Genomic DNA, 14,310 nt, shown 5'->3' with positions numbered 1-14,310 from the left:
TTTGACCGATGAACAAATTGATAAAGTTATGAGCAAATTACAGAAGAATTTTGAAAATGAATTAGGCGCTGTTTTGCGTTAATTATTGAAAACAAAAAACATGTCAAACATCTATTTAGGTTACCATTTTACAGTTGAACCAAAAGACACGAGCGATAGCGAACTGGCGAAGCAATTGGGTTCGGAAATTCTTGTTGCTGAATTAGGCGAAAAGCCTTTTGAAAGTTTCATTGAAACCGAATTTGGAATTACAGCTTACATTCAAAAAGATTTGTGGTTTGAAGCTATTTTGGAAGATATTTATATACTAAATTCACCTGAATTTACTATTTCGTACAAAGTAGAAGAAATTGATCAAGTGAACTGGAATGAAGAATGGGAAAAAAACTTCGAGCCAATTGATGTTGATGGAAAATGTCACGTAAGAGCACCCTTTCATCCTATAACTGGTGCAGAATTTGATATAGTTATCGAACCTAAAATGAGTTTTGGAACTGGTCATCATGAAACAACACACATGATGATTCAGCATCTTCTAGAAATGGAAATTGCGAATATGAAAACACTCGACATGGGTTGTGGAACTGCAATTTTAGCTATTTTAGCAGAAATGAAAGGCGCAAAACCTATTGATGCCATTGATATTGACAATTGGTGTTATTTGAATTCAATTGAAAACTGTGAACGAAATAATTGCAGCCAAATTTCGGTTTATGAAGGAGAAGCAACACTATTGGCTGGCAAAAATTATGATTTAATTATAGCAAATATCAATCGTAATATTTTGCTAAACGATATGCAAACTTATGTTGATTGTTTAAATCCGAACGGAATACTTTTATTGAGTGGTTTTTACAATGAAGACATTTCGTTTATAGATGCTTCATGCACCGAAAAAGGATTGAAATATGATAAGAAATTTGAAAGAAACAATTGGGTTTCATTGAAATACCATAAATAACTTTTAAACTCATAACCTTTCAAACTTATAAACTAAAAGTATGAGTACAATAGAAAAAGTACAAGAAGAAGTTGCGGTAGAAGAATTAGTTGGAATTAACAACGAAATTGTGCTTTACAATGATGATGTAAATACTTTTGATCATGTAATAGACACTCTAATCAGAGTTTGTGATCACACGTCTGAACAAGCTGAACAATGTGCTATTTTGGTTCATTATAAAGGAAAATGCACTGTAAAGACGGGTTCTTACGACGAACTAAAACCAAAATGCTCACAATTACTCGAAGCAGGATTAAGTGCAGAAATAGTTTAAAGTAAAATTTTAAACAAAAACATAAAAAAAGCTCTGAATTTCTTCAGAGCTTTTTACTTTTAAAAGGGTGGCTGACCGGGTTCGAACCGGCGACCCTCGGCACCACAAACCAATACTCTAACCAGCTGAGCTACAACCACCATGTATAAATACGGGTGCAAATATACTATTAAACTTTTCGTTTACAAAGAAAAAAGTGAAAAATTTATCTCAAATCGCTTAAGCTATTGACAGTCAAATATCTTTCAACCGTATAGCCTTCGGCACTTTCTACTCCTACTATCCTACCCAAATCATTAGCTCTGTAACGAACACTATCCAAAAAGTTTTTAGAACTAATTGGCGATTCAGGTTCGTTTGAATTTGGGTCATAAAACTGAGAACTGTATGCCAAAATTGATTGTTCCTTAATATCCATAAAACCAGTAATATCGACCACAAAATCGGGTTCTAAAACTTTCCATTGTATATAATGATAAACCACTTTTGGTCGCCAAACTTCTTGATTAACGTTTTCCAATTGTGTTTCTATCCTTCTTAAACCCGATAAAAAACAAGCGTCACTAACCAATTTACTTCCTTTTCCGTGGTCAATATGCCTGTCATCAATAGCGTTACACAATACAATTTCAGGTTTGTATTTACGAATCATTTTTATGATTTCAAGTTGGTGTTTTTCATCATTTACAAAAAAACCATCGCGCATATTCAAGTTTTCTCTAACATGAACTCCAAGAATTTTGGCAGCATTGGCAGCTTCAACATCACGAATCTCGGCCGAACCACGTGTTCCTAATTCACCACGTGTCAAATCAATAATCCCGACTTTTTTTCCAAGCGAAATTTCTTTGGCAATAGTTCCACTACAACTCAACTCAACATCATCTGGATGTGCGCCAAAAGCCAATATATCTAATTTCATATGTTTAAATTTTATTTTTAAGCGGTAACATATGGAATCGCCTTTTTATTATTGGTGTTTGTTTACACAAACAATTTGTTAGTGGCGATTTCATATTTTATAACTTTATTTTTATACTTCGTAACTCGTATTTTGTATCTCGTACCTCTACAACACTTTTTTCATCGTCATAGACTTATTCACTGTTTCCAAATATTCATTTTCAGGAATACTATCTTTTGTTATGCCGCCACCAATAAATAATGTCGCTTCAGCCATTTCACCATTGGACATTAATTCAATTTTCATACATCTTAAATTTACGAATAAATCAAACTTTAAATCTTCCCATGTTAAAAAATTTTTGTTCCATTCTCCCATAAAACCAGTGTAAAATTCTCTATCATAACCTTCATTTTCTATGATAAACTTTTTTGCTATTTCTTTTGGAAAACCACAAACAGCTGGTGTTGGATGCAAAGATTCAATAATTTTATCTAAATCAAAAATATTGGTGATTTTGGCTTCAATATCTGTTTTTATGTGCGCTAAATTTCCTGCACGTTGTGTAAACGGACTTGAAACAGAAACATTGGTAACATATTTTTGCAAACTTTTTACAATAAAATCTGTAACAATCTGCTGCTCTTGTGTTTCTTTTTTATTCCAGTTAACTATTTCATTTTCAGAAAATAACTGCGTTCCAGCTAATGCAACGGTTTTAATCACATCATTATCAACTTTTAAGAATTGTTCTGGCGATGCACCCATCCACAAACCAATTTCGGGATGAAAGAAACAATATTTAAATGCAGTTTCATAATTTTGAATCAAATTATAAAAAGTGGTTTCAATATCAAATTTTCTGATAGCAACTTTTTCTTTTCGAGATAAAACTACTTTTTCAAACTCATTATTATTTATAGCATCAATCCCTTTTTGAATGAGGCTTTCATATTTACTTTTTACTTCATAATCAATTTCATTTCGACGGTTTTTTTGAAGAAAAAAAGTGGAATCATCGACTATTTCAACAATTATATTGGAATTATTTTTTGGAATTAAACAACTTGATTTTCCATCAAATGAAGTAAAAATAAAACCACTTGTGTTTGTTTTACTAACTTTTTGATACGATTTATCATGTTGCAAAAGCGCAATTATTCGATTAGAACTTGGTTTGCAATAAACCGCAAAAGGCAAATTGTTTTCAAATTGAACTTTTATCTTATTGAATAATTCGCTCATCGTCCCTTACTTGGTAAAATCATATTTGTTAGTTTACATAACGATATTAATTTGTCTGCTTCATCTACAATTCTAATTTCCCAAAGATGAATACTTGCCCCTTTGTGAAGAATTTTAGCGGTAGCTGTAACCTTTCCTTCTCTCTTGCTTCTAACATGATTAGCAGAAATTTCAATGCCTCGTACTTCTTGTTTCTCAGGATTGACAAACATTATAGAGGCAGCGCTACCAACACTTTCGGCTAAAGCAACACTTGCTCCACCATGCAATAAACCCATTGGTTGATGCACTCTAGGATTTACGGGCATTGTAGCAACTAAAAAATCTTCGCCAGCATCAATATATTCAATTTCTAATGTTTCCATCAAGGTATTTTTGGACCATTCATTGCAAAGTTGAAGCATTTTTTCTTTATCAAAACTCATTGATTCTTATTTTTGCGTAAAAATAAAACATATTTGGGTAAAATTGCTAGACTAAAAAAGTTTAATTAACGTTATTATGATTGATTTTCTAATTATCTATTTATTTACTATTTTTACACAAATTCAAAATTTATATGCGTAATTCAATAATTATACTCCTTTTCGGAATATTTAGTAGTCTAACATCTTGTAGAACAGACTTTGAAACTATACCAAGCAATGGAAGTTTAGAGTTTTCAGAAAAAACGATTTATTTGGATACTATTTTTGCCAATATTGGCTCAAGCACATATCAATTAAAGGTTTATAACAGAAGTAATAACGATATTAGAATTCCTAAAATTGAATTGGGTAAAGGTCAATCTTCTAAATACCGTATTACAGTTGACGGAATGACTGGAAATAACAATCGCTCTTTTGAAAACGTAGAATTATTGGCAAACGATAGTTTGTTTATTTTTATTGAAACAACTGTAAATATTGCTGAAACTGAATCTGATTTTACTTATAATGATAAAATTCTTTTTGATGTTGGAACTAATCAACAAAGTGTAGATTTAGTAACTTTAATTCAAGACGCCATTTTTATTAAACCAAATAGAGATTTAGATGCAAAAATATATGAAACAATAAACATTGAGAATTTTGATCCTGAAACTAGAGGTCACACTTTGAGAGATGATGAATTAAACTGGAATAATGCAAAACCTTATGTAATATACGGAAATGTTTTAGTACCAAACGGAAAAACGTTAACAATTGGAGAAGGTACAAGTGTTCATTTTCATAAAGATGCTACTTTAATAGTTGACAATGGAGCAAAGTTAATTATTGATGGAAAATTAAACCTAACTGATTCAGAAGGTGTTATACTCACAAAACGTGAAGTTACTTTTGAAGGAGATCGATTAGAACCTTTTTACGAAGATGTACCAGGTCAATGGGGTGCTATTTTTATTTTTTCTGGAACTAAAAGTTTAATAGTGAACGAAATAAATCATTTAACATTGAAAAACGCAACTGTTGGTTTATTTTTAGCAAGTAATACCAATAATAATAGTCCAAATGTAAAAATTGATAATTCACAATTTTATAATTGTTCTAATATAGGGATTTTAACAAGAGCTTCTATCATAAACGGCACAAATACTGTAATAAACAACTGTGGAATTGCATCATTGGCTTGTACATATGGCGGAAATAATAATTTTAACCATTGTACTTTTAACAATAATTGGAACAGTACAAAACAAGTAGCTGTTTTGTTGACTGACTATTTCGAGGATATAGAAGCGATTTACGCAAATAATACAATAAACATTTTTAATTTTACAAATTGTATAGTTTATGGTACTAATCAGAGAGAATTAGCAATTGAAAAAAAAGGAAATAATGATTTAATTTATAATTTTAAAAATTGTTTACTAAAATATTCTAGTTCTCAAATTGCAAATCCAAATTTTTACAACTTTACTAATCCTCTTTTTTATCAAGATTGCAAAATTGCAACCAATTCAACACAGTTTAATCCTCAATATAGTAATGATGATACTAATAAACTTTGGCCAACGATAGATTTAGATCCGATTATTCCGCCATTTTTACCTACAACGCCATTAGATATTCTGGGTAGATCTAGAACTAATATCGGTGCCTATCAATTTATTGCTGAGTAAAAAATATTTATATTTTGTAATTAAATCGTCATCATTAAAATGGCGATTTTTAATTTAATTCAAATTGTCAAAAACTCGTTAAAAACTATTTATTTCTTATTTGGCACTACATACAATTTAACCTAAATTTGCATCACAACAACATACGGACAATTCGCAAATTGTCTCTAACAACAACACAACACAATGATTCACTTTTTCGGAAACGAAACCGCTACTGTATTTGCTGTTCAATCTAATAACGAATTGTCGGCAGAAACTATCTCAAAATTAAATTGGCTTTTTGGCAACGCACATAAAATAGATAAATCCGTCTCGTTAAAAAATAACGAGACGGATTTTTTTGTTGGTCCACGTGCCGCTATGATTACACCTTGGAGCACTAATGCTGTAGAAATCACTCAAAATATGGGAATAGAAGGCATTATCAGAATTGAAGAATTTGAGAAAGTTTCAAGTGATTTTTCAGATTTTGACCCAATGCTTTCGCAAAAATATACCGAGTTATATCAAGATATATTCACCATCAATATTCAACCAGAAGCCATTTTAGAAATTGATGATATTGCAACTTACAACAAACAAGAAGGTTTAGCTTTAAACGATGAAGAAGTTGTTTATTTAGAAAATCTAGCAAAAAAATTAAATAGAAAACTTACCGATTCAGAAATTTTTGCTTTTTCGCAAGCTAATTCTGAGCATTGCCGTCATAAAATTTTCAATGGAACTTTTATAATTGATGGCATAGAAAAAGAAACTTCTTTATTCAAATTGATTAAGAAAACATCATCAGAAAATGCAAATGATATTGTTTCGGCCTATAAAGATAATGTAGCTTTTGTAAAAGGTCCAAAAGTTACGCAATTTGCCCCAAAAAGTGCTGATAAGCCCGATTTTTACGTAGAAAAAGAATTTGATTCGGTACTTTCTCTAAAAGCAGAAACACATAATTTCCCAACAACTGTTGAACCTTTTAATGGTGCTGCAACTGGTTCTGGTGGTGAAATTAGAGATAGATTAGCAGGTGGACAAGGTTCGTTACCATTAGCAGGAACTGCGGTTTACATGACATCGTATTCAAGATTGACTAACAACCGAAAATATGAAGAAACCATGGCTGAACGTCCATGGTTGTACCAAACTCCAATGGATATTTTGATAAAAGCATCCAATGGAGCTTCCGATTTTGGAAATAAATTTGGTCAACCTTTGATTACTGGTTCAGTTTTGACTTTTGAACATGAAGAAGAAAATCGTAAACTTGGTTACGATAAAGTAATCATGCAAGCGGGTGGAATTGGTTACGGAAAATTTGATCAAGCTATAAAAAAGAAACCACAAGAAGGCGATAAAATCGTAATTCTTGGTGGTGAAAATTATAGAATTGGAATGGGTGGAGCTGCCGTTTCATCTGCTGATACAGGAGCTTTCGGCTCTGGAATTGAATTAAATGCAATTCAACGTTCAAATCCTGAAATGCAAAAACGTGCAGCCAATGCCATTCGTGGTTTGGTTGAAAGTGATGAAAATCCGATTGTTTCTATTCATGATCACGGCGCTGGTGGGCATTTAAATTGTCTTTCAGAATTAGTCGAAGAAACAGGTGGATTAATAGATTTGGACAAATTACCTGTTGGCGACCCTACCCTTTCTGCAAAAGAAATTATTGGAAACGAATCGCAAGAACGAATGGGATTGGTTATTAGTAAAAAAGACATCGAAATTCTTCAAAAAATTGCCGATAGAGAACGATCTCCAATGTATCAAGTTGGTGATGTTACTAATGACCATAGATTTACTTTTGAGTCGAAAACTACTGGTGCAAAACCAATGGATTATGCACTAGAAGACTTTTTTGGAAGTTCTCCAAAAACGATTATGACTGACAAAACTATTGTTAGAAATTATAGTGATTTAGACTATTTACAAGAAAATATTCCATCGTATTTAGAAGAAGTTTTAAAACTAGAAGCCGTTGCTTGTAAAGACTGGTTAACCAATAAAGTCGACCGTTGTGTTGGTGGAAAAGTTGCCAAACAACAATGTGCTGGACCTTTACAATTGCCATTGAATAATGTTGGTGTAATGGCTTTGGATTATAACGGAAAAGAAGGAATTGCAACATCAATTGGGCACGCTCCTATTTCGGCATTAATTGATCCAAAAGCTGGAAGTAGAAATGCAATTGCGGAAGCTTTGTCAAACATCGTTTTTGCTCCTTTAAAAGACAATTTAAAATCGGTTTCACTTTCTGCCAATTGGATGTGGGCTTGCAAAAATGAAGGCGAAGACGCAAGATTGTATGAAGCTGTTGAAGCTTGTTCAGAATTTGCTATCGAATTGGGAATCAATATTCCGACTGGAAAAGATTCGCTATCAATGAAGCAAAAATATCCAAACGATGAAGTGATTGCTCCTGGAACGGTTATTATTTCAGCAGCAGGAAATTGTTCGAATATTACTAAAGTGGTAGAACCTGTTTTGCAAAGAAATAAAGGTTCAATTTACTACATCAATTTATCGCAAGATGAATTTAAATTGGGAGGAAGTTCGTTTGCTCAAACTCTAAATAAAATTGGTACAGAAACTCCAACTATCAAAGATGCTCAGTTTTTCAAGAAGGCGTTTAATACCATTCAAGAGTTAATTAAAGATAGACAAATTGTTGCAGGACACGATATTGGAAGTGGTGGATTAATCACTACTTTGTTAGAAATGTGTTTTAGCCCCCTAGCCCCCGAAGGGGGAACTACCTCTTTTGAGGAAGCAGGTATGAAATTAAATTTTGATTGTTTTAAAGAAAAAGATTTAGTAAAAATTCTATTTGCTGAAAATATTGGAATTGTACTTCAAGCGAAAGATGATGCAGTTTTTGAAAAAGCATTTGAAGGAATAGAAGTATTCAAAATAGGAAATGTTTTAGAAAATGGAATTCTAGAAATTTTAAATCTCAAATTTCAAATCTCAAATTATAGAAAACTATGGTTTGAAACTTCTTTCCTACTCGACCAAAAACAAACTAAAAATGGGAAATCTTTAGAGCGTTTCGAAAATATTCCAAATCAACCATTACAGTATAAATTTCCAAGTCATTTTACAGGATTAAAACCAGTAATTGACGCTACAAAACCTCGTCCTAAAGCTGCTATTATTCGTGAAAAAGGAAGTAATTCTGAGCGTGAAATGGCTAATGCTATGTACTTAGCTGGATTTGATGTAAAAGACGTTCACATGACCGATTTGATTTCGGGAAGAGAAACTCTTGAAGATATTCAATTTATTGGTGCTGTAGGTGGATTCTCTAATTCGGATGTTTTAGGTTCGGCTAAAGGTTGGGCTGGAGCGTTTAAATACAACGAAAAAGCCACTAATGCTTTGAAAAAATTTTTTGAACGTGAAGACACACTTTCTGTTGGAATTTGTAATGGATGTCAATTGTTTATGGAATTAGAGTTAATCAATTCTGAACATGAAGTTCACGGAAAAATGCAACATAACGATTCTCACAAACACGAAAGCGGGTTTACTTCGGTGACTATACAAGAAAATCACTCTGTGATGTTGAATACTTTGGCTGGAACAACTCTTGGTGTTTGGATTTCACATGGTGAAGGAAAATTCAAATTGCCTTACACCGAAGAAAAATACAATATTGTTGCCAAATACGCTTACGAAGGTTATCCAGCCAATCCAAATGGCTCCGATTTTAACACGGCAATGCTATGCGACAAAACTGGAAGGCATTTAGTAATGATGCCTCACATTGAGCGCTCTACATTTCCATGGAATTGGGCTTACTATCCAACCGATAAAAAAGATGAAGTTTCTCCTTGGATTGAAGCTTTTGTGAATGCAAGACTTTGGATTGAGAAAAAATAATATATTTGTAAAAAATAATGATGAAAAAAATACTATTCCTTTTGTTTTTTGTTTTCAATTTAAACGTTTCAGGACAAGAAAAACATCATAGAGCAAAAATTATTTATAATTCAATTGAAAATCTTGAAAAATTAGACAAATTAGGTATTGCAATTGATCATGGTATTCATAAAAAAGGTTACTTTATCATTTCTGATTTTTCTGAAACTGAAATTCAACTTGCCAAAAGCATTGGTTTAAATGTTGAGATTGAGATTGAAGATGTTTCAGCTCATTATGCTAATCAAAATAAAAATTCACAAACTTTTTCTCCAGAAATTACAAGTTGTTCAAATTCTGTAACTGATTACATAACACCTTTTAACTTTAGTAACGGTTCAATGGGTGGCTATTTAACTTATCCTGAAATGCTCCAACATCTAGATAACATGCACACTCTGTATCCAAATTTGATTACTGCACGAGATAATGTTGGAACATACATAACACAAGAAGGAAGGCAATTGCAATGGGTAAAAATTACTAATAATCCATCTGTTCCCAACACAAAACCACAAGTTTTATACACTGCTATTCATCATGCTAGAGAACCAATCTCATTATCTGAAACGATTTTTTATATGTGGTATTTGTTAGAAAACTATGAAACCAATGAAGAAGTTAAAAATATAGTCGACAATACCGAAATGTATTTCATTCCAGTTGTGAATCCAGATGGTTATATTTACAATTACACTACTAATCCTAATGGTGGTGGAATGTGGCGAAAAAACAGACATGTACATGGCAACGGAACATTTGGAACCGATAATAATAGAAACTATGACTATTGGATTAATGGCGAAGCTACTCAAAGCGTATGGAACACCGCAGGAATTTCTGCATCTTCTTCAGGTGACACATATCCTGGTGTAACTCCTTTTTCTGAACCAGAAAATCAAGCAATTGAATATTTTGTAAATAGTCATAACTTTAAAGTGGCTTTAAATGCACATTCACATAGTAATTTGATATTGTATCCTTTCGGTTATGCACTTAATACGCCTAGTTCTGATAATTTAATTTTTCAAAAGTTATCTAGTGCCATGGTTTCAGAAAACGGTTTTATAAATCAAATTGCATCCGAATTATATGCAGCTTCAGGTAATTCAGATGATTGGATGTACGGACAAACTTTTAACCATACTAAAATTTTTGCTTTTACTCCCGAAATTGGTTCTTCTTTTTGGCCTGCAAGTACCGACATAATTCCTTTGTGCAAAAAAATGATGCTAACAAACATTACTGCAGCAAAGTTTGTTTTAGATAATACTAATCTAGTAGATACAGCACCTAGACATACAGGAAATACAGCATTAGCAACAGCCACCTTTGAGTTGACAAAACTAGGCTTATCAGAGAACGGAAATTATACAGTTAGCCTTAATCCAATTTCTACAAATATTGCTACGGTTGGTGCACCTTTTACCGTTTCAAATATGGAGAATTTAGATGTTGTTAATGGAACAATAGAATATACATTGGCAAATGGAACTACAAGTGGTGATACAATTCAATATGAACTAGTTGTGGATAATGGAACCTATACAGACAAAAAAATAATTACTAAAAAGTTTGGAGCCTTACAAGCAATTTTAAATGATGATTGTTCATCAACAGCTACTAATTTTACAGGAAATACTTGGGCAATAACTTCATTGGCTTATGTTTCTCCAACAACATCAATAACTGATTCACCCAATGGAAATTACAATAATAATCAAACTAAAATTTTATTTTTAACCAATCCAATAAATTTAACAAGTGAAACTGGAGCAACAATTTCGTTTGCCGCCAAATGGGATTTGGAAAACAATTTTGACTATGTTCAATTTCAAGTTTCGACTGATAATGGCGCAACCTGGAATTCACAATGTGGAAAATATACTAACGAAGGATCGGCATCGCAAGCAATTGGCCAATTGTATGATGGAACGCAACTAGAATGGGTTAATGAAGAAATTGATCTGTCAGATTATATTGGACAAACCATCAAAGCAAGATTTCGTATTAAATCGGATGCATTTCAAACCTATGACGGATTTTATTTTGATGATTTTAAAGTAAATACTCTTGAAAACACAACACTTTCTTTAGCTAATCAAGCACAAGCTAGTCAATTCGGAATTTATCCAAATCCTGCAAATTCAGTTCTTAGAATAAATACTAATAACGAAGATTATTCAATCGAAATTTATAATACACAAAGCCAATTAGTTTTCAAAAAAGAAAATAATGTTGGTTCAAATGAAATAACTATTTCAGATTTAGCTTCGGGTGTTTACTTCATAAAACTAAAAGCTGACGGCATAAATGAAGTGAAAAAAGTAGTGAAAAAATAATTATTCTTTCGATTTTTGTTTTTGGTAATTGTGTAAATAATCACCTTTTGGTTTTCCAATATCAAAGGAACTCCATTTTGTTAAAAATCGTGTCGAAGTTCTCGCTTCATCAATATCCCAACCTTCATATTCTATTCTGTAAATAGCAGAATACATTTCGGCACGTCCAACACCGTGATAGCAGTGAATCAATACCGGATAATTATCCGGATTATCCATTATTTTGAAGAAAACATCTAAATTTTCTTGTTTAGGTACTTGATCAGAACCATTATTGAAATAATTTACACCTCCAATTTTGGCAACTGCTTGTTTTTCGGCTGTTAACTCGGCTGGAATTTCTGGATTATTTACATCATCTCCAGTTCCTGGAAAACGCAAATCGATGATGCTTTTTATTTTATATTTGTTTATATAATTGGCCATTTCATCTGGTGGAATTACACCACTTTTATAAACTTTTCCTTCAGTAATTGTTTCAAAATTGTGGTTTAAATGTATATCATATGCATACTTTCCTGCACCAATTGCAACAATTAGAAGAAATCCTATTATTAGTTTCTTTTTTATACTCATTTTATTAGTTCTCTGAAGTTAATTTTTTATCAATAATACGATCCATGTAATCTTGATAGAAGGCCTTGAAATGCAATTCTATAGTCTGCATTTCTTTATTCTTTTTATCAATTAAGTTGTTAGTCAATGACCTATCGTCTTTATCATAAAAACCAACCACTTTACTTCCATCAAAGGTACAAATATAATTTCCTTTTATAAAAGTATGAAGGTTTCCGGTAGAATTTACTACAAATCGTTTTGATATATCTTTATCTACCAAGCTATTGCCCCAACTTCTAAAAGATTTTTTATAACCAATTAAGTCTAATACTGTCGGATAAATATCTATTTGTTGTGCTAGATTCATATCAACACCCACCAAATCACTATTGGGTTTATAAAACAAAATAGGAACCGCAAAACGACTAATTGGTTTGCTATACTCATCATAATAAACCAAATTACCATGGTCGGCAACCATTATAAAGAGTGTATTATTATACCATTTTGTTTTTTTAGCTTCTTCAAAAAAACGTTTTATAGCATAATCTGTGTACTCTGCACATTTATGCATCGGAATTTGACCTTCTTTGAATTTATCTTTATATTTCTCTGGAATAATATAAGGTTCATGAGACGAAACTGTAAAAACAGTTGCGAAAAATGGTGATTGTTCCATACTCAGCTTTTGATTCATAAACTGTAAAAAAGGCTCATCCCATATTCCCCAAAAACCATCAAATTCTTCGTCGTTATTAAACTCTGTTCTCCCGTAATAATTGTCAATTCCCAAAATGTTACCAAAACCTAAAAATCCCATCGAACCATTTGCGGCGCCATGAAAAAAAGAAGTTTTGTAACCAACATTTTCTAAAGTTGAAACCAATGATTCTATCTTTTGCTTAGGAAAAGGTGATGAAGTAAATCCATCCTTAAAAGTAGGGATTCCTGCTAAAATTGAAGACATTCCATGTATTGACTGTCTTCCGTTAGCATACGCATTTGGAAAAATTAAACTATGTTGGGCTAACGAATCAATAAAGGGTGAATGACTTTGATAATCTGGTATTTCCAACCATTTGTTAAAAGCGCCTGAGTATTCTCGACTATAACTTTCTATTATAAATAATACAATATTTGGTTTTGTTTCAGGATAATTTTTATAGTGTTTTATAGGTTGCACTTGTTTTGCAATAACTTGAGGTGTTATTTCAGGAAAATTAGTTTTCCTAAAGTTATTACTAAACAGAGTTCTTATAATAGCAAATGGTGTATTCAAAACTATATCAGCATGAACTACTTTTTTTACATACTTACTGGCATCGACTAGATTTATCGGACGAGTAGATTTGCTAAAATCACCACCACGAATTCCACCAATAATCATGGCTGTTACTAGCAAAAAACCTATAATAGAAAAACCAAAATAATGCACTTTTTTTGAAGGAATTACTGATTCAACTTTAACTTTTCTGTATAAATAAATCCAAGCAAAAGCAACTACGAAAAACAGTACAAATACATGCCAATAATCAACTATAAAACTCATAAATAAAGTTGGTAAATTGGTTTCATGTTTCACTACATCTAAAGCTGCAGTAGTAGTTCTTGATTGACTGTATTTATAATATATTAAATCAACAAAATTGAACGAATAAGCAAATAGATTAGTAACAAAATAAAGGTAAAACAAAAACTTTTGATAGCCTTTGAAAGTATTTTTCCAAAAAGGTAAAATGGAAAATAAAATAAAAAGTAGGTTGATATAAAGTATGGCTGTTGTATCAAAAGCCAATCCATAATAACACAACGATAAGAAATCAATTACCGAATCAACTTTCAAAAAATCTTGATTATAAAAATAAAATAAAATTCGGGCTATCATATAAAAAATATATACCAAACTTATTCTGTAAAACAACACCTTATACTCGTTATATCTTGGTAGTTTATTCATTCAAATTA

At 31.9% G+C, this 14,310-nt stretch carries 10 protein-coding genes and 1 tRNA gene; 5 read left to right on the top strand and 6 right to left on the bottom strand.

Translation table 11 applies throughout. The features are described from left to right. The first annotated feature begins 100 nt into the window (after nucleotides 1-100). Together prmA and ACIQ66_RS04140 are read left to right on the top strand one after the other, a co-directional pair. Nucleotides 101-961, top strand: a complete 861-nt coding sequence (gene prmA, locus ACIQ66_RS04145; RefSeq protein WP_396211542.1) for a 50S ribosomal protein L11 methyltransferase — start codon at nucleotides 101-103, stop codon at nucleotides 959-961. 40 nt (nucleotides 962-1,001) lie between these two features. Further along, the gene (locus ACIQ66_RS04140; protein ID WP_396211541.1) at nucleotides 1,002-1,277 is read left to right on the top strand and encodes an ATP-dependent Clp protease adaptor ClpS; all 276 of its coding nucleotides are present in this window, start codon (nucleotides 1,002-1,004) and stop codon (nucleotides 1,275-1,277) included. 66 nt (nucleotides 1,278-1,343) lie between these two features. Here the strand turns inward: ACIQ66_RS04140 and ACIQ66_RS04135 are convergent. From ACIQ66_RS04135 to ACIQ66_RS04120, 4 genes are all read right to left on the bottom strand, one after another. Then, nucleotides 1,344-1,417: transfer RNA gene (locus ACIQ66_RS04135), tRNA-His, on the bottom strand. 65 nt (nucleotides 1,418-1,482) lie between these two features. Next, complete coding sequence (gene bshB1 / locus ACIQ66_RS04130; protein WP_396211540.1) at nucleotides 1,483-2,199, bottom strand: bacillithiol biosynthesis deacetylase BshB1; 717 nt, start codon at nucleotides 2,197-2,199, stop codon at nucleotides 1,483-1,485. 147 nt (nucleotides 2,200-2,346) lie between these two features. Beyond that, complete coding sequence (locus ACIQ66_RS04125; protein WP_396211539.1) at nucleotides 2,347-3,426, bottom strand: chorismate-binding protein; 1,080 nt, start codon at nucleotides 3,424-3,426, stop codon at nucleotides 2,347-2,349. After that, the gene (locus ACIQ66_RS04120; RefSeq protein ID WP_396211538.1) at nucleotides 3,423-3,851 is read right to left on the bottom strand and encodes a hotdog fold thioesterase; all 429 of its coding nucleotides are present in this window, start codon (nucleotides 3,849-3,851) and stop codon (nucleotides 3,423-3,425) included. The genes ACIQ66_RS04125 and ACIQ66_RS04120 overlap by 4 nt, the downstream gene beginning before the upstream one ends. Before the next feature lie 134 nt (nucleotides 3,852-3,985). On the opposite strand from ACIQ66_RS04120, the gene ACIQ66_RS04115 reads away from it, so the two are divergent. The 3 genes from ACIQ66_RS04115 (at nucleotide 3,986) to ACIQ66_RS04105 (ending at nucleotide 11,787) form a co-directional block, all read left to right on the top strand. Continuing rightward, nucleotides 3,986-5,527, top strand: a complete 1,542-nt coding sequence (locus tag ACIQ66_RS04115; protein ID WP_396211537.1) for a hypothetical protein — start codon at nucleotides 3,986-3,988, stop codon at nucleotides 5,525-5,527. 186 nt (nucleotides 5,528-5,713) lie between these two features. Next, nucleotides 5,714-9,406: a phosphoribosylformylglycinamidine synthase gene (purL, locus tag ACIQ66_RS04110; RefSeq protein WP_396211536.1), complete on the top strand. Its 3,693-nt coding sequence runs from the start codon at nucleotides 5,714-5,716 to the stop codon at nucleotides 9,404-9,406. Nucleotides 9,407-9,426: 20 nt separating this feature from the next. Beyond that, nucleotides 9,427-11,787, top strand: a complete 2,361-nt coding sequence (locus ACIQ66_RS04105) for a M14 family zinc carboxypeptidase (RefSeq protein WP_396211535.1) — start codon at nucleotides 9,427-9,429, stop codon at nucleotides 11,785-11,787. Here the strand turns inward: ACIQ66_RS04105 and ACIQ66_RS04100 are convergent, their stop codons facing one another. Both ACIQ66_RS04100 and ACIQ66_RS04095 read right to left on the bottom strand, forming a co-directional pair. Beyond that, a complete protein-coding gene (locus tag ACIQ66_RS04100; protein WP_396211534.1) occupies nucleotides 11,788-12,363 on the bottom strand; it encodes a dual specificity protein phosphatase family protein in 576 nt (191 codons plus the stop codon). It lies immediately after the preceding gene. Nucleotides 12,364-12,367: 4 nt separating this feature from the next. After that, nucleotides 12,368-14,302 carry an LTA synthase family protein gene (locus tag ACIQ66_RS04095; protein ID WP_396211533.1) on the bottom strand — a complete coding sequence of 645 codons (1,935 nt, stop codon included), beginning with the start codon at nucleotides 14,300-14,302 and terminating at the stop codon, nucleotides 12,368-12,370. Nucleotides 14,303-14,310 lie beyond the last annotated feature (8 nt).

The sequence above is a fragment of the Flavobacterium sp. genome, assembly GCF_044377315.1.
Lineage (GTDB): Bacteria > Bacteroidota > Bacteroidia > Flavobacteriales > Flavobacteriaceae > Flavobacterium.
This window is presented reverse-complemented; position numbering and strand designations above follow the sequence as displayed.

Excerpts from the sequence above, each read along its gene's own strand:
- prmA (WP_396211542.1), top strand. The coding sequence starts at position 101 with ATGTCAAACATCTATTTAGGTTACCATTTTACAGTTGAACCAAAAGAC.
- ACIQ66_RS04140 (WP_396211541.1), top strand. The coding sequence starts at position 1,002 with ATGAGTACAATAGAAAAAGTACAAGAAGAAGTTGCGGTAGAAGAATTA.
- bshB1 (WP_396211540.1), bottom strand. The coding sequence starts at position 2,199 with ATGAAATTAGATATATTGGCTTTTGGCGCACATCCAGATGATGTTGAG.
- ACIQ66_RS04125 (WP_396211539.1), bottom strand. The coding sequence starts at position 3,426 with ATGAGCGAATTATTCAATAAGATAAAAGTTCAATTTGAAAACAATTTG.
- ACIQ66_RS04120 (WP_396211538.1), bottom strand. The coding sequence starts at position 3,851 with ATGAGTTTTGATAAAGAAAAAATGCTTCAACTTTGCAATGAATGGTCC.
- ACIQ66_RS04115 (WP_396211537.1), top strand. The coding sequence starts at position 3,986 with ATGCGTAATTCAATAATTATACTCCTTTTCGGAATATTTAGTAGTCTA.
- purL (WP_396211536.1), top strand. The coding sequence starts at position 5,714 with ATGATTCACTTTTTCGGAAACGAAACCGCTACTGTATTTGCTGTTCAA.
- ACIQ66_RS04105 (WP_396211535.1), top strand. The coding sequence starts at position 9,427 with ATGAAAAAAATACTATTCCTTTTGTTTTTTGTTTTCAATTTAAACGTT.
- ACIQ66_RS04100 (WP_396211534.1), bottom strand. The coding sequence starts at position 12,363 with ATGAGTATAAAAAAGAAACTAATAATAGGATTTCTTCTAATTGTTGCA.
- ACIQ66_RS04095 (WP_396211533.1), bottom strand. The coding sequence starts at position 14,302 with ATGAATAAACTACCAAGATATAACGAGTATAAGGTGTTGTTTTACAGA.